Consider the following 26196-nt stretch of genomic DNA (forward strand, 5'->3'; position numbering starts at 1 on the left):
AGCAGCCCGGCGCCGAGCAAAGTGGCCAGGGAGCCCGCCGCCAGGGCTATGCCCAGGGACTGCCCCCCTGCCTGCCACAGCCGGGGTGAGCCGAGCGCCGCCAGCAGACCGGGGTTGAACCCGGCGACCACGATGGCCAGCAGGGGCGGCAGGAAGATGGCGAGCCCCATGGTCAGGGCCAGGCCATCCACCAGCGCGCTGCCCTTCTGGTGTCTGTCGGGACGCAGGCAGGGGCGACGGCTGGTGAGGCGACTGGCCGGGGTGGTCTGCAGCTTGTGTTGCAGCAGGAGCAGGGCCAGGGTCAGCAGCAGTTGCACCAGGGCGAGCCCGCCAGCGGTGGCGAGATCGAAGTCAAAGCGCAGCGCCTGGTAGACGGCCACCTCCAGTGTGGTGGACTTGGGGCCGCCCCCGAGCGCCAGCACTGTGGTGAAGCTGGTGAAGCAGAGCATGAAGATGAGGCTGGCGAGCCCCGGCAAGATGCCGCGGATGAGCGGCCACTCCAGCAGCCGGAAGATGTGGGAGGAGCGCATGCCGAGCTGGCTGGCGAGGCGCCAGGAGGACTCGGGGATGCTCTCTATGCTCTGCAGGATGAGGCGGGCGGCCAGCGGCATGTTGAAGAAGACATGGGCCAGCAGGATGCCGAACAGGCCATAGAGGTAGTTGCCGGGATCCATGCCCAGGCCGTGCAGCAGTTGCGGCAGCCAGCCCTGGCGACCGTGCACCGCCACCATGCCGAAGATGGCGATGATGACCGGCAGTACCAGGGAGAGGCCGAAGAGCTTGAGCAGCAGGCGGCGTCCGGTGAAACGGCGTCGCGCCAGGGCCCTGGCCACCGGGATGGCAAGCCCCAGGCTCAGCAGGGTGGAGAGCAGTGCCTGCCAGAGGCTGAAACCCAGCACGTGGCGCAGGTAGGGATCGCCTAGCAGGGCGCGGGGGGAGAGGGTCCCCGCCTGCCACAACAGGGCGACCAGCGGCCCAATGGAGAGCAGCAGGATGACCAGGGTGGCTGCACTGCCGGGCAGCCACCAGAGGGAACGACGACCTGAACTCACTGGGTGACGGCTTGCAGCCATTCGCGGATCCACCCCTTGCGGTTGGCGGCTACCTCGTCAGAGCTGAAGGTGAGTGGCTTAGCTACGGTGATCATCTGTTCGAACCCCTTGGGCAGCGCTACGTCTGTCACCGGATACATCCAGTTGCCGCCGGGGATCTCGTTCTGGAAGGCGGGGCTCACCATGAATTGCAGGAACTGGTCAGCCAGTTTGCCCTGTGTGGCGCCCTTGAGCTTGGCTGCTACTTCCACCTGGCGGTAGTGACCCTCCTCGAACGCGGCCGCCCGGTACTGGGGTTTGCTCTCGGCAATCAGGTGATAGGCGGGGGAGGTGGTGTAGGAGAGCACCATGTCCGCCTCGCCGTCGAGGAACATGCCGTAGGCCTCTGACCACCCCTTGGTGACGGTGACCGTCTTTTTGGCCAGTTGCGCCCAGGCGGTCGGTGCCTCATCCCCGTAGACCGACTTCATCCAGAGCATCAGCCCCTGACCCGGGGTGGAGGTGCGGGGATCCTGATAGATCACCTTGATATCGGGGCGCGCCACCAGCTCCTTCAGGCTCTTGGGGGGCTGCTTGAGCTTGTTGCTGTCATAGACGAAGGCGAAGTAGCCGTAGTCATAGGGGACAAAGGTGTCGTCCTGCCAGCCACCCGGCACCTTGAGGCCATCGAGCCTGGTGGAATGGGGGGCGAACAGGCCGCTCTGCTTGGCCTCGCTGATGAGGGCATCGTCCAGCCCCAGCACCATGTCGGCCTTGCTGTGCTGGCCTTCCAGCCGCAGCCGGTTGAGGATGGCGACGCCATCCTCGAGGGGTACCAGATTGAGGGTGCAGCCGCACTCCTTCTCGAAGGCCTGCTTGATCTTGGGGCCCGGCCCCCATTCGGCGGCGAAGGAGCCGTAGGTGTAGACGGTGAGGGTGTCGGCGGCAAACGCCTGGGCAGAGAGCAGGCTGGTGGCGATCAGCAGCAGAGTCTTCATCAATGGCACTCCTGTGGATATCGGGGTGCTCATCAATGGCACCTCGCGTGTGGTGAGCGCCGGCGGATGAGGGCACAAAAAACGCGCGCCATGCCTCAAATTCCTCCGCCAGCATTATCTGGATCAGGTTCACGGGTATAATCTCAGCGGTAAACCGCACCCCGTTTGAGCAACGCATCGCATTGTATTGGCGTTCCTGGGGGGAGGCCAGCACTATGTTTCACGGGCCGCATCGTGCGAGCCACCACCAAGGAGGAAGTCCCCAGTGATCACCAGCACCAAGGAAAGACGTGCCTTCCAGCGCATGGTCATCAATGCTCCCGTCACCCTGTTCCAGCATCAGCAGGTGCTGGAGGGGGTCTGCCGGGATCTCAGCGCCAACGGCATGGGCGTCGAAGTGAACAAGCACGAGTTCGATCTGGCCCAGCCCATCCGGGTGAGCCTGGCGACCAGCAGCAATCTTCTGCCTCCCTTCGAGGCCCAGGCTCGCATCGTGCGGGTGTTGGAGGAAGAAGAGGGTCTCCTGCTGGCACTGGAGTTTCTCTCCCTCACCTGAGACCCGGGCGCCCGTCCTCCTCGAGACAGGCCAGCCATGGGCTGGCCTGTCTCATTTCCCCTCATCCTGCACCGGCTGCACGCTCAACTGGCCGCTGTCGACCAGCGTCTTGCTGGTGGGTGCGAGCTGGCCCATGGGCAGCTGGGCCGGGCCGGTCGGCTCCATCAGGAGGTAGGTCTCCCCCGCCCGGCTCAAGGTGGCGTCCCCCGGTTTGGCTGGCAGGGCCACCCCCAGCAGGGCATGTCCCGGCACGAACACCATGGCCTGCTTGAGATCGGGATACCCCTGGGCCAGCAGGGCGGCCATCAGGGTCACCTTGCTGTCGCAATCCCCCCGGTTCTGCTCCAGCACCTGGCGCGGGCTCAGAAACCCCTTGCCAGAGCGGCCCGACTGGCTGTCGAGCAGTTGATAGGGGATGGCCTGGATGAAGTCGAGCATGTGGGCCACCGTCTTCTGGCGCGCCTCGGTCTCGGTGGCCCCTTCCTGCTTGAGCTGCTCCATCAACGGGGCCAGTTCGTCCCGGCTTTCCAGGGCGATGCGCACATGATCCTGCTTGATGGCGGGAGCGCCGTCGGGGGCAGTGAAGGGCTGGAAGTAGTGCTGCGTGAGCCAGGCAGCCTCCAGTATGGCCTGCTCGGGCTTGACCCATTGGGAGGCTTCCCGCGCCTTGTCGGCGTTGCGGCTCTTGATGCTGAGGCTCATGGCGGGGCGAACGAGGGAGAACTGCACCTCGGGGAACGCCAGGGGGGCCTGTTGCAGCAGGCTTTGCAGTACGTCTTCCTGCATCCTGGCCGGACGGTAAGCGATGAGAGGGGGCAACTTGCCCGCCTCCAGCCGATAGCTGAGCTGCTGCGCCTTGCCCTCCTTGTCCTGCCAGCCGACATTGAGCTGACCGCCACTGTTGGTGAAAGAGGTCTGCCCGCCCAGGGCCGGGAGGCTGATCAGCAGGCAGAGCAATGAAAGGGCGCCCCTTGCGGACATAGGTGTCTCCTGTCGGACATGCAGAGGTGGCGGGCTTTGTACAGCGACCCGACAATAAAACAGGGAGCCTCGGCTCCCTGTTGATTCTACTCGCTTTCTTGTCGCAGGCTTGTCAAATCCAGCTTGGCTGCTTCGCCTCGAAGGCGCTGATGGCGGCCTCGTGCTGCAGGGTCAGACCGATGGCATCCAACCCGTTGAGCAGACAGTAGCGACGGAACTCGTCGATTTCGAAGCCGAACGTGAGGCTGCCTGCACGCACCTGGTTGGCCTCCAGATCCACTTCGATCTCGATGCCCGGCTGGGCGGCGATCAGCTGGAACAGGGCGTCGACCTCCTCCTCCTTCAGACGAACCGGCACCATGCCGTTGTTGATGGCGTTGCCGTAGAAGATGTCGGCAAAGCTCGGGGCGATCATGGTCTTGAAGCCGTAGTCCGCCAGCGCCCAGGGGGCGTGCTCGCGACTCGAGCCGCAGCCGAAGTTCTCGCGGGCCAGCAGGATGCTGGCACCGGCGAATTGCGGTTTGTTCAGCACGAACTCCGGGTTGGGCTGCTCCCCTGCATCGTCCAGGAAGCGCCAGTCGTGGAACAGGTGCTTGCCAAAGCCGATGCGGTTCACTTTCTGCAGGAACTGCTTGGGAATGATGGCGTCGGTGTCGACGTTGGCGCTGTCGAGGGGAACGACGATCCCTTTATGCTGTTTGAAACCTGTCATCATGTTCTCCTTGTCGTTACAGCGCACGAATGTCGGCGAAGCGGCCGGTGACGGCGGCGGCGGCGGCCATGGCCGGGCTCACCAGGTGGGTGCGACCGGCACGACCCTGACGCCCCTCGAAGTTGCGGTTGCTGGTGGAGGCGCAGCGCTCCCCCGGTTGCAGCCGGTCGTTGTTCATGGCCAGACACATGGAGCAGCCGGGCAAGCGCCACTCAAAGCCTGCCTCGATGAAGATCTTGTCCAGCCCCTCGGCCTCGGCCTGGGCCTTCACCTGCTCGGAGCCCGGTACCACCAGGGCCTGTACCCCTGCGGCGACCTTGCGACCGCGGGCGATGGCGGCGGCAGCGCGCAGATCCTCGATGCGGCTGTTGGTGCACGAACCGATGAACACCTTGTCGATGGCCACGTCGGAGAGCTTCTGGCCCGGTTGCAGGTCCATGTAGGCGAGGGCCTTGCGGGCGGACTGCTGCTCCACCGGATCGGCGAAGGATTCCGGTGCAGGGATGGGCTCATTGACGGCAATCACCTGGCCCGGGTTGGTGCCCCAGGTCACTTGCGGGGCGATGTCGGCGGCGTCGAGCACCACTTCGGCGTCGAAGTGGGCACCTTCGTCGCTCTTGAGGGTCAGCCAGTAGGCGATGGCCTGTTCCAGCGCCTCCCCCTTGGGAGCGAACTCCTTGCCACGGATGTAGTCGATGGTGGTCTGGTCGGGGGCAATCATGCCCGCTTTGGCGCCGAGCTCGATGGCCATGTTGCACACCGTCATGCGCCCTTCCATGGTGAGCCCCTCGATGGCTTCACCGGCGAACTCCACCACGTAGCCGGTCCCGCCTGCATGACCTACCTTGCCGATGATGGCGAGCACCACGTCTTTGGCGCTGATACCTGCGGCCAGCTTGCCGTTGACAGAGATACGCATGGTCCTGGCACGGCCCTGTTTCAGGGTCTGGGTGGCCATCACGTGTTCCACTTCGGAGGTGCCGATACCGAATGCGAGCGACCCGAAGGCGCCGTGGGTGGCGGTGTGGGAGTCACCGCAGACGATGGTGGTGCCGGGCAATGTGATGCCGAGCTCGGGGCCCATCACGTGGACGATACCCTGGTACTTGTGGTTCAAGTCATAGAGACGAACCCCGAACGCCTTGCAGTTGGCGGCGAGCGTCTCCATCTGGATGCGTGCCATCTCGCCGGAGGCGGCGATGTCCTTGGTGGTGGTGGAGACGTTGTGATCCATGGTGGCCCAGGTCAGATCCGGGCGACGCAGCTGGCGGTTCATGGCGCGCAGGCCGTCGAATGCCTGGGGGCTGGTCACTTCATGCACCAGATGACGGTCGATGTAGATGAGAGGGGTTTCCCCTTCCACTTCCCGCACCACGTGGGCGTCGAACACTTTCTGATAGAGGGTCTTGGACATTGCTCGGTTTCCTTGTTATCGATGCCGTGGGATCAGATGCGCGCGGCGATCTGGCTGCCCATGTCGGCCGTGCTCTGCACCGGGTGCGTGGCGCTGGCCTGATGCAGGTCGGCGGTGAAATAGCCTTCTGCCAGGGTCTGGGCCACGGCCTGCTCGATGGCCTGGGCGGCGGCTTCCTGGCCGAGACTGTAACGCAGCATCAGGGCGGCGGAGAGGATCTGGGCGATGGGATTCGCAATCCCCTTGCCGGCGATATCCGGGGCCGAGCCACCGGCCGGCTCGAACAGGCCGAAGCCGGATTCGTTGAGGCTGGCGGAGGGGAGCAGGCCCATGGAGCCAGTGATCATGGCGCACTCGTCGGAGAGGATGTCACCGAACAGGTTGGAGCAGAGCAGCACGTCGAACTGGGACGGATCCTTGATGAGCTGCATGGTGGCGTTGTCGATGTACATGTGGTTCAGGGCCACATCCGGGTAGGACTTGGCGACCTCGGTCACCACCTCGCGCCACAGGATGGAGGAGGCGAGCACGTTGGCCTTGTCGATGGAGGTGACCCTGGCCTTGCGCACCCGGGCCGATTCAAACGCTATCTTGGCGATGCGCTCGATCTCGAAGCGGTGGTACACCTCGGTGTCGAAGGCCTTCTCGGTAGCGCCTTCCCCTTCACGCCCCTTGGGCTGGCCGAAATAGATGCCGCCGGTCAGCTCGCGCACGCAGGCGATGTCGAAGCCGCGATCGGAGATGTCGGCACGCAGCGGGGAGAACTGCTCCAGACCGGTGTAGATGCGGGCCGGGCGCAGGTTGCAGAACAGTTTGAAGTGGGCACGCAGGGGCAGCAGGGCACCGCGTTCCGGCTGATCGTTGGGCGGCAGGTGTTCCCACTTGGGGCCACCTACCGATCCGAACAGCACCGCATCGGCCGCTTCGCAGCCTTTGATCGTGCTCTGGGGCAGCGGTGTGCCGTGGTTGTCGATGGCGATGCCGCCGACGTCGTGACGGTCATAGTCGAGGGAGAAGCCGAATTTGGTCTGCACCTTTTCCAGTACCTTGATGGCCTCTGCCATCACTTCCGGGCCAATGCCGTCACCCGGCAATACTGCGATCCGATAACTGCTCATACTCTCTCCGTCTTGATAGTGTGATTCCGTTTCATCCGGGAGGCCGGTCTGGGCCACTGCCCTGGCCCCGGTCCTCCCCATGTCATGCTGTCATTTTGTCCGGCGGCGGGCTCAGACGGTTTCCGATTTGATGGTGTGGTTGCGCTCCATCTGCTCGGCCACCTGATCCGCGCGCCAGATACTGTTGATCACGTGGACCAGGGCCTGGGCCGAGGATTCGATGATGTCGGTGGCCAGCCCCATGCCGTGGAACTTGCGCCCCTTGTACTCGGCGACGATGTCCACCTGGCCGAGGGCGTTCTTGCCCTCGCCCTTGCCCTTGAGTTCGTATTTGTCGATGCGGATCTCGTAGCCGGTGATGCGGTTGATGCACTGGTAGACCGCATCCACCGGGCCGTTGCCGGTGGCGGCCTCGCACACCAGATCCTGGCCTACCTTGAGCTTGACCGAGGCGGTGGCGAGCACCGAGCTGCCGCTCTGCACGCCGAGGTACTCCAGCTTGAAGTGCTCGGGCTCCTCGTGGATCTGGCTGAAGAAGGCGAGCGCCTCCAGATCGTAATCGAACACCTGGCCCTTCTTGTCGGCCAGGGTGAGGAACTTGGCGTAGAGATCGTCGAGGTCGTAGCTGCTCTCGGCGTAGCCCATGCTCTCCATCCGGTGCTTGATGACGTGGCGGCCGGAGCGGGAGGTCATGTTGAGGTTGTTCTGGGTGAGACCGATGCTCTCGGGGGTGATGATTTCATAGGTGTTCTTCGCCTTGAGCACGCCATCCTGATGGATGCCTGAGCTGTGGGAGAAGGCGTTGGCGCCGACGATGGCCTTGTTGGGCTGCACCGGCATGTTGCAGATTTGACTGACGAGGGTGCTGGTGCGGTGGATCTCGCTGTGGCGGATGTTGGTGTGTACCCCGAGCAGGTCGGCGCGGGTCTTCAGGATCATTGCCACCTCTTCCAGGGAGCAGTTGCCAGCACGCTCGCCGATGCCGTTGATGGTGCACTCGATCTGGCGGGCCCCCATCTGCACGGCACTGATGGAGTTGGCCACCGAGAGGCCCAGATCGTCGTGGCAGTGCACCGAGATGATGGCCTTGTCGATGTTGGGTACCCGGTTGAACAGGGTGTGGATGATGCCGGAGAATTCGGTCGGCACCGTGTAGCCCACGGTATCCGGGATATTGATGGTGCGGGCGCCGGCCTTGATGGCGGCTTCCACCATGCGGCACAGGTTGTCTATCGGGGTGCGGCCCGCATCTTCGCAGGAGAACTCCACGTCATCGGTGTAGCGCAAGGCGTGCTTGATGGCGCCGACCCCCATCTCCAGCACGTCTTCGAAGCTCTTTTTCAGCTTGCTCTCCACGTGGATGGAGGAGGTGGAGATGAAGGTGTGGATGCGAAACGCCTCTGCCACTTTCAAGGCTTCGCCGGCGGCATCGATGTCTTTTTGCAGGGCGCGAGCCAGGGCGCAGACCCGGCTGTTCTTGATGTGGCGGGCGATGGTCTGAACCGATTGAAAATCGCCGGGGGAGGAGACGGGGAAACCCACTTCCATGATATCGACACCGAGCCGCTCCAGCGCCTGGGCGATCTGCAGCTTCTCCTTGACCGTCAAGCTGGCCGACAGCGCCTGCTCACCATCACGCAAGGTGGTGTCGAATATGATGACCCGATCTGACATGTGACTTCCCTCTTCCTAAGTTCGCTGCGTGCATCCTGCATGGCATAAAAAAACCCGTGCGGGGTGCACGGGTTTCTGTAAATTCCGGCTATGCCTTAGCCCGGCTACAAGGATCCCGCGCGAGGAGTCGCGATTAGGGAGAGCAGTAGTAGCGGAGCGGCAATACGCATGATGTCTCAATCCTTCCAGTCGATAACGCTACTACCAATAACGAGATTTTTATGCTGTGTCAACCGGAATGGACAGGTTCAATCCACTGGTTTATTTAATCGGATTGTAAAGGAGTGCAAATTCTCTTGTCCCATATTCGGTTCATGCCTGATTATCTGGTCATTCCTGCTGTACTCGATCACCCGCACAATCAGATCGACTTATCAGCCCTTGCTGAATTATCTGAGGTATTCCATGGAAAAACGCAGACCTGGCCGTCCAGTCGGACGTTCCGACATTCGTGACAAGCTGCTTGCCGCCGCACGCGAACGTTTTCTCAACACCCCCTACAGCAAGGTGACGACCCGCGAGATTGCCGAGCTGGCAGGCTCCAATCTGGCGATGATCCACTATTACTTCGGCAGCAAGGAAGGCCTCTACAAGGCGGTGCTGGGGGATGTGGCCGAGCCCCTTGAGCAAGCCTGGCACGACGAGAGCAGCAACCGCAGCCTGACCGATCTGCTCAACACCTACTATCAGGTGATGGCGCCCAACAGCGAGCTGACTTCCGCCATCTCCAGCGCATTGTCCACTGAAAAGAGCCCGGGGCGTGATTTTGTGCTGAGCCGCCTGCTGGATCGCCAACTTCCCCAGTTCGATGCCCTGCTCGAATCCATGCGCTCCAACGGCCAGCTGGCGGACAACCTGGACCCCGAGATGCTGAAGATCTCCTTCCTCAGCATGATGTGGCAGCCTTTCGTGATGAAGGATCTCTACGAACAGGTGTTTGGTCTGACGGTGGACGAGCACTTCATGAGCCGCCTCGCGGCCCACAACTGCCGCCTGATGGAAAACGGCCTGCGCGGTGCCCTGAACTGACTTTTTCGGGATGACGGATGAAAAAGGGCCCCTGGGCCCTTTTTTTCATCAATCTGTTATCTGGGCGTCAACGAAGTGTCATGCCGCCCTCCTAGTCTGCACTCAGGATGCAAGGGAGGGCCGTGATGAACAAGATCCAGCAATGGGACCTGCGGGTGTGCCGTGTCTGCCTGCTCCACCCCTACAATCAGCCGCAGGCCAGGATAAGCCGGCTTGTCTCCCGTACCGGTGACGGCCCCCTCTATGCCGTGGCGGCCTGCCTGCTCTGGTGGCAGGGGAGCGCCGGGCAGGAGGCGGTCAGGGTGGCGCTCTGGGCGTTTGCCCTCGAGTTGCCGCTCTACCTGCTGCTCAAGAATGCCCTCAAACGCCAGCGCCCGGCAGGGCTGCCTGTCTTCATCACCCCGTCGGATCGTTACAGCCTGCCCTCTGGCCATACTGCGGCCGCCTTTCTGATGGCGACCGTAGTGGCCGCCAGTTTCCCGCTCTGGGCACCGCTGCTGTTTGTCTGGGCCGCGCTGGTGGGGGCGTCCCGCCTGCTGCTCGGGGTGCATTATCTGAGTGATCTGGTGGCCGGGGCGCTGCTTGGCGGTGGTTGCGCCCTCTGGGCGCTGGGTTGGAGCCAGGGATGAGGATACTGTTCGGCGTTCAGGGGACCGGCAACGGCCACATCAGTCGTAGCCGGACCCTGGCGCGCGCATTGAAGAGCAGGGGCGTGGCGGTGGACTATCTGTTCAGCGGGCGCGCCGCCGACGGCTACTTCGAGATGGGGGAGTTCGGGGATTATCGCACCTTCCCCGGTATCACTTTCGCCAGCCATCAGGGGCGCATCTCGGGCTGGCGCACTCTCAAGGGACTCTCTCCCCTGCGTTTCTGGCAAGATCTGCGTGCCCTCGATTGTCGCGAGTACGATCTGGTCATCAGCGACTTCGAGCCGCTCAGTGCCCATGCTGCTCGCCGCTGGGGCAAACCCAGCCTCACCATCAGCCATCAGGCGAGCTTCGACTGGCCGATCCCGCGCTGGGGGGAGAGCGGCTTCAACCGTCAGCTGATGCGCCATTTTGCGCCGGTACGCCAGTCCCTGGGGCTGCACTGGTTCCATTTCGGCCAGCCCCTGCTGCCTCCCATCGTCGATCCCCTTGAGCCGGTGCCGGACAACCAGCAGATCCTGGTCTATCTGCCATTCGAGCAGACAGAGACGATCGCGGCCCTGTTGTCGCGTTTCAGCACGCAGTCGTTCATCTGCTTCCATCCCGAGGTGCGCAAGCGTAGCGAGTGGCGCAACATCCGCTTTGAACCTCAGGCCAGAGAGGGGTTCAAGCTGGCGCTGGCCGGTTGTCGCGGGGTCATCAGCAATGCGGGATTCGAGCTTGCCTCCGAGGCGCTCTCCCTTGGCAAGAAGCTGCTGGTCAAACCCCTGGGTGGCCAGTTCGAGCAGTTGACCAACGGCAGGACCCTGGAACTGATGGGGCTGGCCCAGTTGATGGACAGCCTGGATGCCAATGCGGTGCGAAGCTGGCTGGAGGCCCCTTCTCCTGGCAGGGTACGCTATCCCGATGTGGCAGGAGAGCTGGCCGACTGGTTGCTGGCCGGGGCCGGGGAGGAGGTGGGGGCGCTCTCCCGCCGCCTCTGGGGCAGGACTCTCTTTCCGGAGGAGGTGTGTGACAGCCTGGGGGAGCTTGCCAGCCGCACCGGTCAGGAGCGTCCCTGGTTATCCCAACTCAGCGCCTTTGACTAAACTGAGTCGATCCCACCACGGAGAGGACGGACACCATGCGCTTTACCAATGAAAACGGCGACACCATGACTCTGGCAGACAATCTCACCCTGCATGAGCTGCTCGACATGGGTGTCAGCATTTCGGTCTGCGAAGAGACGGATCCGGATCAGCAGATCTGGCTGGCAGAACCCGAAGACGAGCAGTGAAACCAGCCAGTTTTTGACGGCCCACCCCCTCGGGGTGGGCCGTTTATTTTGTTCCTGACCGACGCGGGCAGCATGATCCGCTGGTTGTTCCCCCCAGGGCCCCTCTTTGTTGCCCGTCTGGTGGCCAAGTCACTGAATGTTAATAGCTGTTTGAAATTTATGACTGTTATGGCCAGACAAAGCCGTGGACAAGCGTTCACGGGCGGGTTAAGTTGGTTTTTCACCCGCTTTTCGGGTGAATGATGGAAAACCCCTATTTTTCTACTATCGACGGCTCCGAACTCGCCTGATCTGCCTGCAGACAACAACAAGACTCGGATCGGCGCTGCCGGGAAGCAGCGGACTGTCGATAGCTTTCGCTTAACGGAGCAAAGCCTGGAGGGCTTTATCATGGAGATGTTATCAGGCGCCCAGATGGTGGTTAGAGCGCTGGAAGATCAGGGAGTGGAACACGTTTTCGGCTACCCTGGTGGCTCAGTGCTCGACATCTATGACGCTCTCTTCGAAAACGGCAAGATGGAGCATGTCCTGGTGCGGCACGAGCAGGCCGCAGTGCACATGGCGGACGGTTACGCCCGCTCCACCGGCAAGGTGGGCACTGTGCTGGTGACCTCGGGTCCCGGCGCCACCAACTGCATCACGGGGATCGCCACCGCCTACATGGATTCCATTCCCCTGGTGATCCTGTCCGGCCAGGTGCCGACCAGCATGATCGGGGAGGATGCGTTCCAGGAGACCGACATGATCGGCATCTCCCGCCCGGTGGTGAAGCACAGCTTCCTGTGCAAGAAAGCCAGCGACATTCCCGAGGCCATCAAGAAGGCCTATTACATTGCCGCCAGTGGCCGCCCGGGGCCCGTGGTGGTGGATCTGCCCAAAGACGTGCAGAATCCGAAAGAGAAGTTCCCCTATCAGTATCCCGAGTCCGTTTCCCTGCGCTCCTACAATCCGACCAAGGCCGGACACAAGGGCCAGATCAAGCGGGCTGCCAAGCTGCTGACCGAGGCGAGCCGCCCGGTCATGTACGTGGGTGGCGGCGCCATCAACGCCAATGCTGATCACCTGGTGACCAAGCTGGCGGAGCTGCTGAACCTGCCGGTGACTACCACGCTCATGGGGCTGGGCGCCTTCTCCGGCACCCATCCGCAATTCATCGGCATGCTCGGCATGCACGGCACCTTCGAAGCGAACAAGAGCATGCACAACGCGGATCTCATCTTCGCCGTGGGTGCCCGCTTCGATGATCGCGTGACCAACAATGTCAGCAAGTTCTGCCCCAACGCCACCATAGTCCACATCGACATCGACCCCACCTCCATCTCCAAGACGGTACAGGCCCATGTGCCCATCGTCGGCTCGGTGGAAACCGTGCTGGAACAGATGCTGGAAGTGATCCGCGAGTGCGGCTTTGACAACGACAAGCAGGCGCTGGCGGACTGGTGGGAGCAGATCAACCAGTGGCGTTCCCGCAACTGCCTGGCCTACGAGACCCATCCCACCCTGATCAAGCCGCAGCAGGTCATCGAGACTCTCTACAAGGTGACCAAGGGGGAGGCGTTCGTCGCCTCCGACGTGGGTCAGCACCAGATGTTTGCCGCCCTCTACTACCCGTTTGCCAAACCGCGCCAGTGGATCAACTCCGGCGGTCTCGGCACCATGGGCTTTGGCATTCCCGCCGCCATGGGGGCCCAGTTTGCCAACCCGGAAGCCGTGGTCTGCTGCGTCACCGGCGACGGCTCGGTGCAGATGAACATCCAGGAGCTCTCCACCTGCATGCAGTACGGGGTGCCCATCAAGATCATCTCCATCAACAACCGTGCGCTGGGCATGGTCAAGCAGTGGCAGAAGATGTTCTACGGCGGCCGTCACAGCCACTCCTACATGGAATCCCTGCCTGACTTCGTCAAGCTGGCGGAAGCTTATGGCCACGTCGGCATCGCGGTGAGCGATCCGGCGGAGCTGGAGAGCGCCATGGAGAAGGCCTTTGCCATGAAGGACAGACTGGTGTTCATGGACATCTCGGTCGATCCGGACGAGCACGTCTATCCGATGCAGATCAAATTTGGTGCCATGGACGAGATGTGGCTGAGCAAGACGGAGAGAACCTGATGAGACACATCATTTCAGTACTGCTGGAGAACGAATCCGGCGCCCTGAGCCGTGTGGTAGGCCTCTTCTCCCAGCGCGGCTACAACATCGAAACCCTGACGGTGGCCCCTACCGAGGATCCCACCCTGTCCCGCATGACTATCGTCACCATGGGGGATGAGCGGGTGCTGGAGCAGATCCAGAAGCAGCTGCACAAGCTGGTGGACGTGCTCAAGGTGTGTGACCTGAGCGAGGGTGAGCACATCGAGCGGGAGATCGCGCTGGTCAAGGCGCGCGCCGCCGGTGGTGCCCGTGACGAACTGAAGCGGCTGGCGGACATCTTCCGTGGCCAGATCGTCGACGTCACCCCCGAGCTCTACACGGTGCAGCTCGTCGGGACCAGCGAAAAGCTGGACGCCTTCATCAAGACGGCGGCCCAGACCAACGAGATCATCGAAGTGGTGCGCTCCGGTGTCTGTGGCATCTCCCGGGCGGACAAATCCCTGCGTCCCTGATGTGGCCGGATGTGAAAATAGTTGTTCAAGGGCTCTTCGGAGCCCTTTTTCGTGTCTGGCAGCGTTGCGGGCAAGTGGGGGCGCCGGTAGGGATGATGGCCACAGCATCAGGAGGTTATCGAGGGGGTGAAAGAGAAGGGGCAAGGGAGGGTCTTCACCTGTCATTTTCTTTCAAATGATCGGTAAACTATCCACAAAAGCTGTGGAAAACTCTGTAGATTAGCGGTGTGTCTGGCGTTAGTCGCATGATCTTAAAGGGATATTTCAATTTGATCCTGGCTGGATCGCATTTGTGCAATCCCCAGGCGAGGGTGTGAGCGTTTGCTTATCCCTCGAGCCTTGCCAAGGGCGGAACGCGGATCTGTCCGTGGATCCGGACGGGATCCCGACCTGATCTTGCGGATCAACATTTCTGGGCGCGAGTCATAAAAAAACCCGCCTTTCGGCGGGTTTATCATTGCATCGGACTGCGGGTCGATTACTCGGCCTGGGCTGCCTGGATGCCGGTCAGGGCGATGGTGTAGACGATGTCGTCCACCAGGGCGCCGCGGGAGAGGTCGTTGACCGGCTTGCGCATGCCTTGCAGCATGGGGCCGATGGAGACCAGCTCGGCGGAGCGCTGTACCGCCTTGTAGGTGGTGTTGCCGGTGTTCAGATCCGGGAACACGAACACGGTGGCCTTGCCGGCAACCGGGGAGTTCGGTGCCTTGGACTTGGCGACGTTCTCCATGATGGCCGCATCGTACTGCAGCGGGCCGTCGATGATGAGGTCGGGACGCTTGGCCTTGGCCAGCTCGGTCGCTTCACGCACTTTCTCCACATCCGCGCCGGCGCCGGAGGTGCCGGTGGAGTAGGAGATCATGGCCACGCGCGGCTCGATGCCGAAGGCGGCAGCGGAGTCGGCGGACTGGATGGCGATCTCGGCCAGCTGCTCGGCAGTGGGATCCGGGTTGATGGCGCAGTCACCGTAGACCAGCACCTGATCCGGCAGCAGCATGAAGAAGATGGAGGAGATCAGGGAAGAGCCCGGGGCGGTCTTGATGATCTGCATCGGCGGACGGATGGTGTTGGCAGTGGTGTGCACTGCGCCGGATACCAGACCGTCGACCTCGTTGCGCTCCAGCATCATGGTACCCAGTACCACGTTGTCTTCCAGCTGCTCGCGGGCAACCACTTCGGTCATGCCCTTGTTCTTGCGCAGCTCGACCAGACGGGCCACGTAACGCTCGCGTACGGCAACGGGATCGATGATCTCGACGCGGTCGGTCAGTACTACGCCCTGCTGTTCAGCGACGCGGCGGATCTCGTCCGGGTTGCCCAGCAGCACCGGACGGGCGATACCGCGCTCGGCACAGATGGCGGCCGCCTTGATGGTGCGCGGCTCTTCCCCTTCCGGCAGCACGACGCGCTTGTTGGCCTGACGGGCCAGCTCGGTCAGCTGATAGCGGAAAGCCGGCGGGCTCAGGCGACGGGAGCGGGTGGACTTGGCGGAGAGAGACTCGATCCAGTGCTTGTCGATGTGACCAGCAACGTAGTCCTGCACCAGCTCGATACGCTCGCGGTCATCTTCCGGGATGTCGACGTTGAAGTTCTGCAGGCTGACGGCGGTCTGCCAGGTGTTGGTGCCGGTGATCATGATCGGCAGACCGGTGGCCATGGCCTGTTGGCACAGTGCCATCACCTGGGGTTCCGGATGGTAGTTGCCAGTCAGCAGCAGGGCACCCAGCTTGACGCCGTTCATGGCGGAGAGGCAGGCGGAGACGATGACGTCGGAGCGGTCGCCGGAGGTCACCAGCAGGCTGCCCGGACGGAAGTGCTCGATCATGTTGTGGATTGAGCGGGCGCAGAAGGTCACGGTCTGCAGGCGGCGGCTTTCCAGCTCACCCTTGTTGATGATCTTGGCGGCCAGGTGCTTGGCGAGATCCTTGGCGCGCGGTGCGATCAGCTGGGTGTTCCAGGGGATGCAGCCGAGGATGCGCAGCGGGCTCTTGCCGAAGACCTGCAGCACTTCCAGGTTGTGGCCGGTGTCGGCGCCGTGGTGGTGCGCTTCGAACATCTCGGTCAGGTCGGGACGGGTCACGCCGTGCTCGTCAACCGGGGCACCCACCTTGTTGATGACGCAGCCCACGATACGCGGGTTGTTGACGCCACCGAAGTTGGAGCAGGCCAGCTCGATGCGCTCTTTGAGCTTCTGGCTGGAGTCGTTGCCCGGATGGGTCACGAACACCATGTCGGCGTCCAGCGCCTTGGCGACGTCGTAGTTCAGCTTGTTGGCAAAGGGTTGCTTGTCGGTCGGAACCAGGCCCTCGATCACCACCACTTCGGCACCGCTGGTCTTCACGTGCTCTTCGAAGCGGGCCACGATCTCTTCCAGCAGGATGTCGGTGTTGCTGGAGGTGATCATGTTCTCGGCGTAGGAGAGGGCGAACGGCTCGGGCGGGTTGATGTTGGCAGCGGCGCGGATCACGGCGGTGGAGCGCTCGGTACCGGTTTCACCCGGACGCGGCTGGGCGACCGGTTTGAAGAAGCTGACATTGACACCGTGACGTTCCATGGCGCGAACGACGCCAAGACTCACGGAGGTTACGCCGACACCAGTGCCGACCGGGATGAGCATAATAGTGCGTGCCACTTATTACCCCTTGTTCATTTTTTGGGATCAGGAAAAGGCCGCCCTGGGGCGGCCTTGCTCTACAGCTAATTTATGCGCCGACCAGTTCCAGCGCGTCGTGGGCGATGACCCACTCTTCGTTGGTCGGGATAACCAGGGCCTTGGTGGAACCAGCCTTGGTGATCTCGCCGCCCTTGCCGAAGCGAGCCTTCAGGTTGGCGTCGTGGTCGACGTCAAAGCCCAGCAGGCCCAGCTTGTTCAGAGTGATCTCACGGATCGGGGCGGAGTTCTCGCCGATGCCGCCGGTGAAGACCACGGCATCCAGACGACCGTCCATGGCGGCGGCGTAGGCACCGATGTACTTGGCCAGACGGTAGCAGTACACGTCCATGGCGCGCTTGGCTTCTTCCTTGCTGTCGTAGTTGTCTTCAACGAAACGGCAGTCGGAGGTGACTTCGGTCAGACCCTGCAGGCCGGATTCCTTGGTCAGCATGGTGTTGATCTCGGCAACGCTCATGCCCAGCTTGTCGTGCAGGAAGAAGATGATGGCCGGATCGATGTCACCGGAACGGGTACCCATCACCAGGCCTTCCAGCGGGGTCAGGCCCATGGAGGTGTCAACGGACTGGCCGTTCTTGATGGCGCAGACGGAGCCGCCGTTGCCCAGGTGGCAGTTGATGATGTTGAGCTCTTCCACCGGCTTGTTCAGCTGCTTGGCCGCTTCCAGGCTGATGTAGTAGTGGCTGGTGCCGTGGGCGCCGTAGCGACGGATGCCGTTCTCTTTGTAGAGCTTGTACGGCAGGGCGTACAGGAAGGCTTCTTCCGGCATGGTCTGGTGGAAGGCGGTGTCGAACACGGCGACGTTCTTCTCGGCCAGTTCCGGGAAGACCTTCAGGGCGGCACGGATACCGATCAGGTGAGCCGGGTTGTGCAGCGGTGCGTAAGGAATGGCGGCTTCGATGCCGGCAATGACGTCATCACAGATGCGAACGGAGGAGGTGAAACGCTCGCCGCCGTGTACCACGCGGTGGCCGATGGCGATCAGGTTCTTGGACAGTTCCGGGTTGAGCGGCAGGATCTTGTGAACGATGAAGTCCAGCGCTTCCTGGTGAGCGGCACCGGCACCCAGATCAGCGTTGCCTTTCTCGCCGTTCAGCTTCCACTTGATGCGGGCGTCGTCGAGGTTGAAGCATTCGGCCAGGCCGGACAGCAGGTCATCACCGGTGATTGCGTCAATGACAGCAAACTTCAGGGACGAGCTGCCACAGTTAAGAACAAGAACCAGCTTACTCATGAATAAATCCTATCGCAGATTGGGTTGGGTTGGAGGATGCGCCGGACGCGGTGCGTCCAAAAACTATCAACTTATCCTTATGAGGGTTGGCAATCTGTTGCTTGCCCCTTGTATAGTGATACAAGACCCGATATTCAGACGTCCCTGACTGGTCAGTGGCCGTGCCCCAGCGTAAAAATGGGCGTACAAAGGATAACCTGATTGTTGAAAAATAACAAAGTCATCCTCAACCTTTGTTATTGCCTCTCAAATATTGTCGAGGTTTTGCCGTTAATGCGTTCGAAAAGAGCTCGGAGGTAGCATGAGCATGAACATTTTTGGAACTAAATTACAGCAAGGCCGTCATTATATGACTCTTTGGCCGCGCCGTCCCGAGCTTAATTCCATGTTCCCGGAGAATCGGGTGATCAAGGCCACCGAATTCGCCCTCAAGGTGATCCCGGCACTGGCGGTGCTCAGCGTCATGGTGCAGTTCCAGTTTGGCGAGCTTCATTACTGGCCCTCCGTGATGGCGTCCGTGCTCTTCCTGCTCAGCCTGCCGCTGCAAGGGTACTACTGGCTCGGCCAGCGCGCCGATACCCGGCTGCCCCCCTCCCTCGCCACCTGGTATCGGGAGATAAACGGCAAGATGAACGAGCAGGGCGGTCAACGTCAGCTGGTGGCCCGTCCCCGCTACGAAGAGCTGGCCGATACCCTCAACGCCGCCTTCAAGCAGCTGGACAAATCCTTCCTCTACGAATGACTTTCCGGAGTCAGACTGACGACAAAGGCGCCCTCAGGCGCCTTTTTCACATTCAGGCGGCCAGCACCTTGCTGATCTCCTGGATGGAGAGCTTGTACTGACGGGGGCACTGACGCCAGACCGCCAGCATGCGCTGGTACTTGTCCCGCATGGCGATGTCGCTGGAGAGCTCATCGCAGGGGCAGGGCAGTTCGGGGAAGCGCTTGTCCACTTCCAGCAGGAAGCAGACGTAATCCGCCAGTTCCCGCTCCTGGCTGCGGCTGTAGCCGTTGAAGGCAAGGCGGCTCTCGTTGACATCGGCCCGGGCGCTGGCATCCAGGTTGCCCCAGGAGATGGCCAGTGCATGGTGCAGCTCCAGGGTGTCCAGCACCTCCTGGCAGGTGGCGAGATCCAGATGGCCGAAGCTCTTCTCCAGCTCGAGGATCTGCAGGCAGTAGCCGCGCTCGACGATGGTGCTGGCACGCTGGTAAAACGCCGCCTTTTCCGGATTGAGTTTGGCCAGGATCTCGTACTGGTTGCTCAGGATCAGGCGTTCGGTGTGGCTCATGTTCATGGGCTGTCTCGCTGGAAAATGAATCTGGGGTCACGTTAACCCATATCCAGGATGAATTTTTTGATCTGAGAGGGGAGGTTGGCGAGAAAAGGGGGGAAGAGGTGCCCTGGTGGGCCGCCAGAGAGTGGGGCTGATGCCGTGGTGAAACGAGCAGGGCCCGCCATGGCGAGCCCTGCAACATTGCCGCTGGTGGCTTAGCCCTTGACGAGGTCGAGCACCACCTGATGGTGATCGCTGGTCTTGAACTTGTCGAAGCGATGGGCAACCTTGCCCTCTTCGTCGATGAGGAAGCTCAGTCGATGGATGCCGTCATACTCCTTGCCCATGAACTTCTTCGGGCCCCAGACGCCAAAGGCATCGGCCACCGCGTGATCCTCATCGGCCAGCAGACGGAAGTTGAGGTTGTCGCGCTCCTCGAACTTTTTCAGGCGCTTGGCGCTGTCCGGGCTGATGCCGAGCACCACCACATTGAGGGCAGCCAGCTCGCTATTGACGTCGCGCAGACCGCAGGCCTGGGTGGTGCAACCCGGGGTCATCGCCTTGGGATAGAAATAGATCAGCACCTTCTTGCCGCGCAGGTCGGCGAGGCGAACCTGATTGCCGTCCTGATCGGAGAGGGAGAAATCGGGGGCCTGGGTACCAGCTTCTAGTGGTGACATGGGGTCTCCTCGGATAAACGCCGTCAGGCGTACTTGTGATTGACGATGAATTCGAACGACTCGGCGCCCAGTCCACGACAGAAATCGGCGAAGGCTGTCTTCGAGCCGGGCTCTTCTCCCTGCTTGGAGAGATTCAACTGAAAGTTCGCCTTGAGCAGGTTGAAGGGCTGCTGTTCCAGGGTGATGGTCTGCATGGCCTGGATGTCCCAGCCGTGATCGCTGAAGAACTGGGTGCACTGACTTACGATGCCCGGCTGATCCCGGATCAGCACCTCTGCGCTGGCGCTGATGTCATATTGCAGGGAGTGGTGGCGCTCGGTGCGTTTCATCATGGTGATGAGATCCCACTCCTGGCTGCGCAGTGGGAGGCTGATTTCCAGTTGCATCAGGCTGTTCCAGTCACCGGACAGCAGCATGATGAAGGTGAATTCGTTGCCGAAGATGCCAAGACGGCTGTCGACAATGTTGCAACCGCAGCCACTGACGTGACGGGTCACCTCATTGACGATGCCAGGCCTGTCCGTGCCGATGGCCGTTACGACCAGGTAGTGAGTCATAAATCGTCTCTCGTCCATTATTGAGAATGCGTTGACCGCGGGTGCCGGCACCCTGCCGTGAGGCCTCTTGTGCGCGCGTGCATTCATACGTTTTGTGCCGGATGGTAACACGGCTTGTCCCGTGCCTCCCTTGTTTTTCAAAAGGGGCAGCTTTACCATTACGCCCCTGAAAATCGGGAGAATTATCCATGTTACGCGGTAGTATTGTTGCGCTCGTTACCCCCATGCTGCCCTCGGGCGACATCGATTGGGTCAGTCTGGCAGCGCTGGTGGAATATCATGTGGATGCCGGGACCAGCGCCATCGTCGCCGTGGGAACCACGGGAGAGTCGGTCACCCTGAGCGAGCAGGAACATATCGCCGTGGTTGAGAAGACGGTGGAATACGCCGCCGGACGCATTCCCGTCATCGCGGGCTGCGGCTCCAACAATACTGCTCATGCCATCGCCCTCTCCCGGCGTTTCGCCACCATGGGCGTGGTGGCGGGTCTCTCGGTTACCCCCTATTACAACAAACCCACCCAGGAAGGCCTCTATCGTCACTATTGTGCGATCGCCGAGGCTAGTGGTCTGCCTCAAATTCTCTATAATGTGCCCGGTCGCACCTGCTGTGACCTCAAACCCGAGACGGTGGCCCGTCTGGCCAAGGTGCCCGGCATCATAGGTTTGAAAGAAGCGACTGGCGATCTTGGCCGTACCCCGCTGCTGCGCGAACTGTGCGGGCCGGATTTTGCGCTTTATAGTGGCGATGACGCCAGCGGATGTGATTTTATGCTGCAAGGGGGCGATGGTGTCATTTCGGTCACCACCAATATTGCGGCGCCCCAGATGGCCGACATGTGTCGTGCTGCCCTGGCCGGTGATGCCGGGCAGGCTCATGACATCAACAATCGATTGATGCCGTTGCATCAGACTCTGTTCTGTGAACCGAGTCCCATCCCGGTGAAATGGGCCTGTGCCCGGCTGGGATTGATGGCGACGGCGACCTTGCGTCTGCCCCTGACCGATCTCACCCCCGAGGGGGAAGCGGCGATGACGCGAGCACTGACGACTGCGGAGTTGATGGCGAGTGTTTAAAGCAAATGGAAAGGGAAATGCAGTGCGCCTGGTACTGAGTGTCGCGACGGTGGCCGTGCTGGCTGCCTGCAGCTCACCCCAGGAACGCAAAATGGCCAACCGTGGCTTCGAGTATGAAGAGAGCCGCCTCGAAGGCCGCGCCTTCCTTGTGCCCGCCGGGTTGAGTACCCCCGCCTTTAACAGCAATTTCGACATTCCGGCCCTGCCCGAGAGCAGCCGTGAGGGCGCCCTCGGGGCCAAGGTGGACGTGCGTCCGCCTGCCCAGTTGCTCACCGTGGTGCCCGGCAGCCAGGTGGTGGCCAATGCCAGCGAGCCGACCGTCGCCTTCTATGCCCTCAGCACCTCCCAGAGCGTGGAGCGCGATACCTGGGCCTTCCTGATGAACTTCCTGGCCGAACACAAGGTCACCACCGAGAAGCTGGATCAACAGGACGGCGTCTTGCAGACCGGCTGGTTTGACAACTCAGCGGTGCTCGATGGCTGGGCGGAAGATGACGATGACTTCAAGATCCGTCAGCGTTACCAGTTCACCCTGCGCAACGATGTGCAGCGCCACGCCATCAAGATGTCGGTACGGGTGCTGGATCACGAAGAGACCATCGACGGCGAGACCAGCACTGTGCTGACGCCGGCGGACGCCCAGCGTTATGCTACCCGCGCCCTGAACCAGTTCTCCCTTTATTACGACAAGCAGCTCAAGGCCCGTGAACAGCACAAGTCCAGCGATGGCATGGGGCTGGAGCTGGGTCTGGACAACAACGAGCTGAGCGCCTGGATTGCCGAAGGGTCGTTTGACCAGGTGTGGCGCCGCCTCAATCAGGTGCTGCCTGCCTATGGTTTCACCATCAAGGACACCCAGCAGTCCCTGGGCTGGATCGACGTGGAGTACGACGAGCCGGACAGCGAGTTCTGGAAGGCCAAGGGAGCGGAGCCGTTCAAGCTCGAGGAAGACAAGTATCGCTTCCAGCTCGGCGAGATGACGGGCGGCAAGACCTCCATCACCCTGTTCGACAAGGACAAGAAACCTGTCGCATCCGGTGTCATCTCCCAGATGTACATCAGCCTGTCCGAGGCCTTTGCCAAGGGCTTGGCCGATCAGGGGGCGAAGTAAGCATGGAAACAGGGGCCTCGCGCCCCTGTTTTGTTATGTCCGGGTTGCCGCAGGGCCAGCGTGCCGAGCCGGTTGCCCCGGGCCTGAGTACCTGATGATGTGAATCCCCCACAGACAGGGGTCTGGTGCCCCTGCCTAACTAGTCCCACAACAGGAAGTGTTATTAGCCATGAGTCTTGCAGATCAAGTATTGGCGGTGAACGACGATTTGCCGATCCGTACCGATAAACCTGTCCATTCCGGCAAAGTGCGCAGCGTCTACTGGTTGACCCCGGCAGACAGTGCCCGGCTCATTCGGGAGAAAGGCTATGATGTGCCGGCCGATACGCCCCTGGCCCTCATGGTGATCAGTGATCGCATCTCGGCTTTCGACTGCATCTGGCAAGGGGTGGACGGTCTGAACGGCGTGCCGGGCAAGGGCGCGGCGCTCAATGCCATCTCCAGCCACTGGTTCAAGCTGTTCAAGGAGCAGGGGCTGGCGGACAGCCACATCCTGGACATCCCGCACCCCTTCGTCTGGATCGTGCAAAAAGCCCGTCCCGTGATGATCGAGGCCATTGCCCGCCAGTACATCACCGGCTCCATGTGGCGTGCCTACAAGGATGGTGAGCGGGAATTCTGCGGCATCACCCTGCCGGAAGGGCTCAAGAAGGATCAGAAGCTGCCCGAGATCCTCATCACCCCGTCCACCAAGGGGATCCTCAAGGGGCTGGATGGCGTGCCGGAAGCGGACGACGTCAACGTCTCCCGCGGCGACATCGAGCGCCACCATCAGGCCTTCGGCTTTCGCTCCCCGGCGGACATCGACCGCTACGAGGCGCTGCTCAAAGAGGGCTTCAACGTCATCAGCGAGGCGCTGGCTGCCCTGGATCAGGTCTTCGTCGACACCAAGTTCGAGTTCGGTTACGTGACCGATGCCGCCGGTCGCGAGAAGCTCATCTACATGGATGAAGTGGGCACCCCCGACAGCTCCCGCATCTGGGACGGCGCAGCCCTTCGCGGCGGCGAGATCATCGAGAAGTCCAAAGAGGGCTTCCGCCAGTGGCTGCTGAACCACTTCCCGGATCCGGACATCCTGCTCAACAAGAACCGCATGCCCGAGCGCTTCGCCCTGGCCCGTGACAACAAGCTGCCCACCGAGGTGATGATGGATATCTCCCGCACCTATGTGGGGATCGCCGAGAAGATCATCGGTCAGCCGCTGGTACGCAGTGCCAATCCGAAGCAGGAGATCATCGAGGTACTGCGGGAGCAGTACGGCCTGATCGACTGAGGCCGACCGCTTTTTTTGCCGCAGGCGAACAAACGTTTGCCGGTGGCAGGGGAGGCGCTTGCAACGCAGATGACAAAACGGGCCCCATGACGGGGCCCGTTTTCATTGGGTTGTCCGGAGCGCTCAGCCATTGACCCGGAAGATCTGACCGGTCTGTACCCCCAGTACCGATTTCTTGTAGGCCTGGGCCACCCGGGCGGCGGGTACCGGCACGAAGCCCGGGAAGAAGTCGGCATACTTGCTCATGGACTCTTCCAGCACGGTGGGGCTGACCACGTTGATGCGAATGCCCCTTGGCAGCTCGCAGGCGGCCCCTTTCACGAAGTGCTCGATGGCACCGTTGATGGTGGTGGCGCTCACCCCCCAGTGGATGGGCTCCTCGCTCAGAATGCCGCTGATGAGGGTGATGGAGCCACGGTCGCTCAGGTGGGTAATGGCGGCCCGGGTCAGGTTGATCTGGCCCATCAGCTTGCTCTGAAGCCCCACCTGCCATTGCTCGTCCGTCATCTCGGTCAGGGCATTGAAGGCGACGCTGCCGCTGGCGACCACCAGGGCATCGAAGGACCCGACCTGCTCGAAGAGCGCTCTGATGGAGGCGGGGTCGCGCATGTCCACTCTGGCATCCCCCTGGCTGTGACCGACCCGGATCACCTGGTGATCCTGGGCAAGCAGTTCGCTGACGGCGGCGCCAATGGTGCCGGAGGCACCCACAATCACAATCTTCATATCTATCGCTCCTGGTTGAGATGAGTTGATGATAGCGGGATAAAAAGGGAGAAAAAGCGCTTATGATGAACCCATTGTTTCCATATTGGTGCTAATGATGGATATCACTCACCTGGCCAGTTTCTATGAAGTGGTGCAGCGGGGCAGTTTCTCCGCCGCTGCCGATGCCCTGGGGGTGAGCAAGGGGATGCTGAGCCGCCATGTCAGCGCCCTGGAGTCCGCCCTCAATGCCCAGCTGCTCCAGCGCACGACCCGCAGACTCAGCCTGACCGAGGCGGGGAGGGTGCTTCACCAGCAGGCCGGCGAGATCTTTGCCCTGGCCCGGGAGGCGGAGGAGGGGATCCGCGCCCTGACCGAGGAGGACAGCGGCCGCCTGCGCTTCACCTGCCCGGTCAGCACGGGGGACCGCATGGTGAGCGAGCTGCTCGCCCGTTTTGCCGAACTGTGCCCCGGCGTCCAGGTCGAGCTCAACTTCACCAATGCCATGATCGACATGAGCCAGGGGGAGAATGACATCGCTCTGCGGGCCATGGAGCTGATCCCCGACAACCTGGTGGCCCTGCCGCTCGGCAGGCTCAAGGATGTGGTGGTGGCAAGCCCCGCCCTGCTGGCGCGGGAGGGGATCCCCGCCACTCCCTATGAGCTGGGGGGGCGATCCTGCCTGCTGCAGGGCCACAACCCGGACTGGGAGCAGTGGCACTTTCGCCAGGGGGAAGAGGAGGCGCACATCCTGGTGCAGGGGCGAGTGCGGGCCAACCACTACAGCACCCTGCTGCAACTGGCCCGGGCGGGCATGGGCTTTGCCAAGTGTCCACTGATGCTGGTGGAGGCCAGCCTGGCCCGAGGGGAGCTGGTGGCCGTGCTGACGGAGTGGCAGACCGGCCTGCACCCGATCCATGTGCTGCACGCCCAGCAGCGCCGGGTGCCGCGCAAGATCCGGCTGTTCAAGCAGGTGCTGGCCCAGTGGTTTGCCGAGCGACCCCATTATCTGCTGGGGTGAGCCTGCATCCCGTTATTTTTCTGTCATCTGGGGCTGCTACCCTGCGCCCTTCATCGCGAAAGGAGAGTCAGGGAATGAAGCGTCATCAGGGTTGGGCAGGGGTTGCGCTGCTGTGCTGCGGCGGTGTGCAGGCCGAGGTCAGGGTCGAGGTGCCCCGGGATTTCCAGATCCTGGCAGTGAGCGCAGGCAAGGTGCAGGACGAGCAGCACGCCGTGCTGGCCGACGGAGAGCAGCAACTGCTGGTGCGTTATGAGGGGGTGATCCCGAGTCGCAACAGCAGCGACAACGATCGCCAGGTTCGCTCCGAGCCCCAGGTGCTTCGCTATGAGGCCCGCGGGCAGTCGGTGCGCCTGCAGGCTCCCGTGCCTGCGGACGAGGCCGGGATGGAACGCTACGCCAGGGCCCCTGTCCTGGGCCTGGTGGCGGGGGGGCAGCCCCTCGAGGTGCGCCAGGATACGCTGATGGTGCAGGGGATGCAGATCGGCATGGACTGGCATGCCAGGCTGATGGAGTACAACCGTGGCGAGGGGCCTGCCGTGCTCGCCGGTGCGGCGG

The 26196-nt window shown here is 62.0% G+C and carries 26 protein-coding genes and 1 riboswitch; of the genes, 13 read left to right on the plus strand and 13 right to left on the minus strand.

Going from position 1 to position 26196, the window contains the following annotated elements:
* Positions 1–1073, minus strand: a 1073-nt coding sequence (locus AACR77_RS09975; RefSeq protein WP_231563200.1) for an ABC transporter permease subunit, incomplete at its 3' end; no start/stop codon positions are given.
* A complete protein-coding gene (gene thiB / locus AACR77_RS09980; protein WP_042016675.1) occupies positions 1049–2029 on the minus strand; it encodes a thiamine ABC transporter substrate binding subunit in 981 nt (326 codons plus the stop codon). The genes thiB and AACR77_RS09975, both read right to left, overlap by 25 nt.
* Positions 2030–2112: 83 nt before the next feature.
* A riboswitch (TPP riboswitch) is annotated at positions 2113–2203 on the minus strand.
* Between the two features lie 91 nt (positions 2204–2294).
* Here thiB and AACR77_RS09985 point away from each other — a divergent pair.
* The gene (locus tag AACR77_RS09985) at positions 2295–2585 is read left to right on the plus strand and encodes a PilZ domain-containing protein (RefSeq protein ID WP_042881190.1); all 291 of its coding nucleotides are present in this window, start codon (positions 2295–2297) and stop codon (positions 2583–2585) included.
* A gap of 51 nt (positions 2586–2636) precedes the next feature.
* Here AACR77_RS09985 and AACR77_RS09990 read toward each other — a convergent pair whose 3' ends face one another.
* The 5 genes from AACR77_RS09990 to leuA all read right to left on the minus strand — a co-directional run bounded on the left by AACR77_RS09990 (position 2637) and on the right by leuA (position 8484).
* Complete coding sequence (locus tag AACR77_RS09990; protein ID WP_042881192.1) at positions 2637–3566, minus strand: hypothetical protein; 930 nt, start codon at positions 3564–3566, stop codon at positions 2637–2639.
* A 112-nt stretch (positions 3567–3678) separates the two neighbouring features.
* A complete protein-coding gene (gene leuD, locus AACR77_RS09995; protein ID WP_042881194.1) occupies positions 3679–4278 on the minus strand; it encodes a 3-isopropylmalate dehydratase small subunit in 600 nt (199 codons plus the stop codon).
* A gap of 16 nt (positions 4279–4294) precedes the next feature.
* Entirely contained in the window at positions 4295–5692 is a 1398-nt protein-coding gene (gene leuC / locus AACR77_RS10000) for a 3-isopropylmalate dehydratase large subunit (RefSeq protein WP_041211113.1), read from the minus strand.
* 32 nt (positions 5693–5724) lie between these two features.
* Positions 5725–6810: a 3-isopropylmalate dehydrogenase gene (leuB, locus tag AACR77_RS10005; protein ID WP_041211114.1), complete on the minus strand. Its 1086-nt coding sequence runs from the start codon at positions 6808–6810 to the stop codon at positions 5725–5727.
* A 111-nt stretch (positions 6811–6921) separates the two neighbouring features.
* Entirely contained in the window at positions 6922–8484 is a 1563-nt protein-coding gene (gene leuA / locus AACR77_RS10010) for a 2-isopropylmalate synthase (RefSeq protein WP_010673154.1), read from the minus strand.
* Positions 8485–8889: 405 nt separating this feature from the next.
* On the opposite strand from leuA, the gene AACR77_RS10015 reads away from it, so the two are divergent.
* The 6 genes from AACR77_RS10015 to ilvN all read left to right on the plus strand — a co-directional run bounded on the left by AACR77_RS10015 (position 8890) and on the right by ilvN (position 14039).
* Positions 8890–9513, plus strand: coding sequence for a TetR/AcrR family transcriptional regulator (locus AACR77_RS10015; protein ID WP_010673155.1), 624 nt, complete (start codon positions 8890–8892; stop codon positions 9511–9513).
* A gap of 125 nt (positions 9514–9638) precedes the next feature.
* Positions 9639–10142 (plus strand): phosphatase PAP2 family protein, encoded by a 504-nt coding sequence (locus AACR77_RS10020; protein ID WP_010673156.1) that lies wholly within the window; start codon positions 9639–9641, stop codon positions 10140–10142.
* Positions 10139–11248 (plus strand): MJ1255/VC2487 family glycosyltransferase, encoded by a 1110-nt coding sequence (locus AACR77_RS10025; RefSeq protein WP_029313827.1) that lies wholly within the window; start codon positions 10139–10141, stop codon positions 11246–11248. The genes AACR77_RS10020 and AACR77_RS10025 overlap by 4 nt, the downstream gene beginning before the upstream one ends.
* Positions 11249–11283: 35 nt before the next feature.
* On the plus strand, positions 11284–11436 hold the full coding sequence (locus AACR77_RS10030) for a hypothetical protein (protein ID WP_010673158.1): 153 nt from the start codon (positions 11284–11286) through the stop codon (positions 11434–11436).
* 390 nt (positions 11437–11826) lie between these two features.
* The gene (locus AACR77_RS10035) at positions 11827–13545 is read left to right on the plus strand and encodes an acetolactate synthase 3 large subunit (protein WP_039041176.1); all 1719 of its coding nucleotides are present in this window, start codon (positions 11827–11829) and stop codon (positions 13543–13545) included.
* Entirely contained in the window at positions 13545–14039 is a 495-nt protein-coding gene (gene ilvN / locus AACR77_RS10040) for an acetolactate synthase small subunit (RefSeq protein ID WP_010673160.1), read from the plus strand. Before AACR77_RS10035 ends, ilvN begins: the two co-directional genes overlap by 1 nt.
* Positions 14040–14517: 478 nt before the next feature.
* Here the strand turns inward: ilvN and pta are convergent, their stop codons facing one another.
* Together pta and AACR77_RS10050 are read right to left on the minus strand one after the other, a co-directional pair.
* Positions 14518–16671: a phosphate acetyltransferase gene (gene pta / locus AACR77_RS10045; RefSeq protein ID WP_041214580.1), complete on the minus strand. Its 2154-nt coding sequence runs from the start codon at positions 16669–16671 to the stop codon at positions 14518–14520.
* Positions 16672–16741: 70 nt separating this feature from the next.
* Positions 16742–17944: an acetate kinase gene (locus AACR77_RS10050; RefSeq protein ID WP_041211117.1), complete on the minus strand. Its 1203-nt coding sequence runs from the start codon at positions 17942–17944 to the stop codon at positions 16742–16744.
* Between the two features lie 301 nt (positions 17945–18245).
* Here AACR77_RS10050 and yfbV point away from each other — a divergent pair, with 301 nt between their 5' ends.
* Complete coding sequence (gene yfbV, locus AACR77_RS10055; RefSeq protein WP_029313829.1) at positions 18246–18686, plus strand: terminus macrodomain insulation protein YfbV; 441 nt, start codon at positions 18246–18248, stop codon at positions 18684–18686.
* Between the two features lie 52 nt (positions 18687–18738).
* On the opposite strand, the gene AACR77_RS10060 is transcribed toward yfbV, so the two are convergent.
* The 3 genes from AACR77_RS10060 to AACR77_RS10070 all read right to left on the minus strand — a co-directional run bounded on the left by AACR77_RS10060 (position 18739) and on the right by AACR77_RS10070 (position 20455).
* Positions 18739–19239, minus strand: coding sequence for a YfbU family protein (locus AACR77_RS10060; RefSeq protein ID WP_039040945.1), 501 nt, complete (start codon positions 19237–19239; stop codon positions 18739–18741).
* 194 nt (positions 19240–19433) lie between these two features.
* Entirely contained in the window at positions 19434–19898 is a 465-nt protein-coding gene (bcp, locus tag AACR77_RS10065) for a thioredoxin-dependent thiol peroxidase (protein ID WP_010673165.1), read from the minus strand.
* Positions 19899–19921: 23 nt separating this feature from the next.
* The gene (locus AACR77_RS10070) at positions 19922–20455 is read right to left on the minus strand and encodes a glycine cleavage system protein R (protein ID WP_010673166.1); all 534 of its coding nucleotides are present in this window, start codon (positions 20453–20455) and stop codon (positions 19922–19924) included.
* Positions 20456–20643: 188 nt separating this feature from the next.
* Here AACR77_RS10070 and dapA point away from each other — a divergent pair, with 188 nt between their 5' ends.
* The 3 genes from dapA (at position 20644) to AACR77_RS10085 (ending at position 23915) form a co-directional block, all read left to right on the plus strand.
* A complete protein-coding gene (dapA, locus tag AACR77_RS10075; protein ID WP_042881197.1) occupies positions 20644–21531 on the plus strand; it encodes a 4-hydroxy-tetrahydrodipicolinate synthase in 888 nt (295 codons plus the stop codon).
* Positions 21524–22642 (plus strand): outer membrane protein assembly factor BamC, encoded by a 1119-nt coding sequence (gene bamC / locus AACR77_RS10080; RefSeq protein ID WP_029313833.1) that lies wholly within the window; start codon positions 21524–21526, stop codon positions 22640–22642. Before dapA ends, bamC begins: the two co-directional genes overlap by 8 nt.
* 169 nt (positions 22643–22811) lie before the next feature.
* Positions 22812–23915 (plus strand): phosphoribosylaminoimidazolesuccinocarboxamide synthase, encoded by a 1104-nt coding sequence (locus tag AACR77_RS10085; RefSeq protein WP_039040947.1) that lies wholly within the window; start codon positions 22812–22814, stop codon positions 23913–23915.
* A gap of 123 nt (positions 23916–24038) precedes the next feature.
* Here the strand turns inward: AACR77_RS10085 and AACR77_RS10090 are convergent, their stop codons facing one another.
* Positions 24039–24641 (minus strand): short chain dehydrogenase, encoded by a 603-nt coding sequence (locus AACR77_RS10090; RefSeq protein ID WP_042881199.1) that lies wholly within the window; start codon positions 24639–24641, stop codon positions 24039–24041.
* A gap of 97 nt (positions 24642–24738) precedes the next feature.
* Here AACR77_RS10090 and AACR77_RS10095 point away from each other — a divergent pair, with 97 nt between their 5' ends.
* Positions 24739–25641: a LysR family transcriptional regulator gene (locus AACR77_RS10095; RefSeq protein WP_042016837.1), complete on the plus strand. Its 903-nt coding sequence runs from the start codon at positions 24739–24741 to the stop codon at positions 25639–25641.
* A gap of 74 nt (positions 25642–25715) precedes the next feature.
* Positions 25716–26196: DUF2057 domain-containing protein (locus AACR77_RS10100; RefSeq protein WP_042881200.1), on the plus strand; the 481-nt coding region annotated here is incomplete at its 3' end.

Origin of the sequence: Aeromonas sp. ZOR0002, from assembly GCF_963866995.1 — a bacterium.
GTDB lineage: Bacteria > Pseudomonadota > Gammaproteobacteria > Enterobacterales > Aeromonadaceae > Aeromonas > Aeromonas caviae.

What these genes read in the sequence shown, in the direction of transcription:
- thiB (WP_042016675.1), bottom strand. Translation starts at nt 2,029, where the DNA reads ATGAAGACTCTGCTGCTGATCGCCACCAGCCTGCTCTCTGCCCAGGCG.
- AACR77_RS09990 (WP_042881192.1), bottom strand. Translation starts at nt 3,566, where the DNA reads ATGTCCGCAAGGGGCGCCCTTTCATTGCTCTGCCTGCTGATCAGCCTC.
- leuD (WP_042881194.1), bottom strand. Translation starts at nt 4,278, where the DNA reads ATGACAGGTTTCAAACAGCATAAAGGGATCGTCGTTCCCCTCGACAGC.
- leuC (WP_041211113.1), bottom strand. Translation starts at nt 5,692, where the DNA reads ATGTCCAAGACCCTCTATCAGAAAGTGTTCGACGCCCACGTGGTGCGG.
- leuB (WP_041211114.1), bottom strand. Translation starts at nt 6,810, where the DNA reads ATGAGCAGTTATCGGATCGCAGTATTGCCGGGTGACGGCATTGGCCCG.
- leuA (WP_010673154.1), bottom strand. Translation starts at nt 8,484, where the DNA reads ATGTCAGATCGGGTCATCATATTCGACACCACCTTGCGTGATGGTGAG.
- AACR77_RS10015 (WP_010673155.1), top strand. Translation starts at nt 8,890, where the DNA reads ATGGAAAAACGCAGACCTGGCCGTCCAGTCGGACGTTCCGACATTCGT.
- AACR77_RS10020 (WP_010673156.1), top strand. Translation starts at nt 9,639, where the DNA reads ATGAACAAGATCCAGCAATGGGACCTGCGGGTGTGCCGTGTCTGCCTG.
- AACR77_RS10025 (WP_029313827.1), top strand. Translation starts at nt 10,139, where the DNA reads ATGAGGATACTGTTCGGCGTTCAGGGGACCGGCAACGGCCACATCAGT.
- AACR77_RS10030 (WP_010673158.1), top strand. Translation starts at nt 11,284, where the DNA reads ATGCGCTTTACCAATGAAAACGGCGACACCATGACTCTGGCAGACAAT.
- AACR77_RS10035 (WP_039041176.1), top strand. Translation starts at nt 11,827, where the DNA reads ATGGAGATGTTATCAGGCGCCCAGATGGTGGTTAGAGCGCTGGAAGAT.
- ilvN (WP_010673160.1), top strand. Translation starts at nt 13,545, where the DNA reads ATGAGACACATCATTTCAGTACTGCTGGAGAACGAATCCGGCGCCCTG.
- AACR77_RS10050 (WP_041211117.1), bottom strand. Translation starts at nt 17,944, where the DNA reads ATGAGTAAGCTGGTTCTTGTTCTTAACTGTGGCAGCTCGTCCCTGAAG.
- yfbV (WP_029313829.1), top strand. Translation starts at nt 18,246, where the DNA reads ATGAGCATGAACATTTTTGGAACTAAATTACAGCAAGGCCGTCATTAT.
- AACR77_RS10060 (WP_039040945.1), bottom strand. Translation starts at nt 19,239, where the DNA reads ATGAACATGAGCCACACCGAACGCCTGATCCTGAGCAACCAGTACGAG.
- bcp (WP_010673165.1), bottom strand. Translation starts at nt 19,898, where the DNA reads ATGTCACCACTAGAAGCTGGTACCCAGGCCCCCGATTTCTCCCTCTCC.
- AACR77_RS10070 (WP_010673166.1), bottom strand. Translation starts at nt 20,455, where the DNA reads ATGACTCACTACCTGGTCGTAACGGCCATCGGCACGGACAGGCCTGGC.
- dapA (WP_042881197.1), top strand. Translation starts at nt 20,644, where the DNA reads ATGTTACGCGGTAGTATTGTTGCGCTCGTTACCCCCATGCTGCCCTCG.
- AACR77_RS10085 (WP_039040947.1), top strand. Translation starts at nt 22,812, where the DNA reads ATGAGTCTTGCAGATCAAGTATTGGCGGTGAACGACGATTTGCCGATC.
- AACR77_RS10090 (WP_042881199.1), bottom strand. Translation starts at nt 24,641, where the DNA reads ATGAAGATTGTGATTGTGGGTGCCTCCGGCACCATTGGCGCCGCCGTC.
- AACR77_RS10095 (WP_042016837.1), top strand. Translation starts at nt 24,739, where the DNA reads ATGGATATCACTCACCTGGCCAGTTTCTATGAAGTGGTGCAGCGGGGC.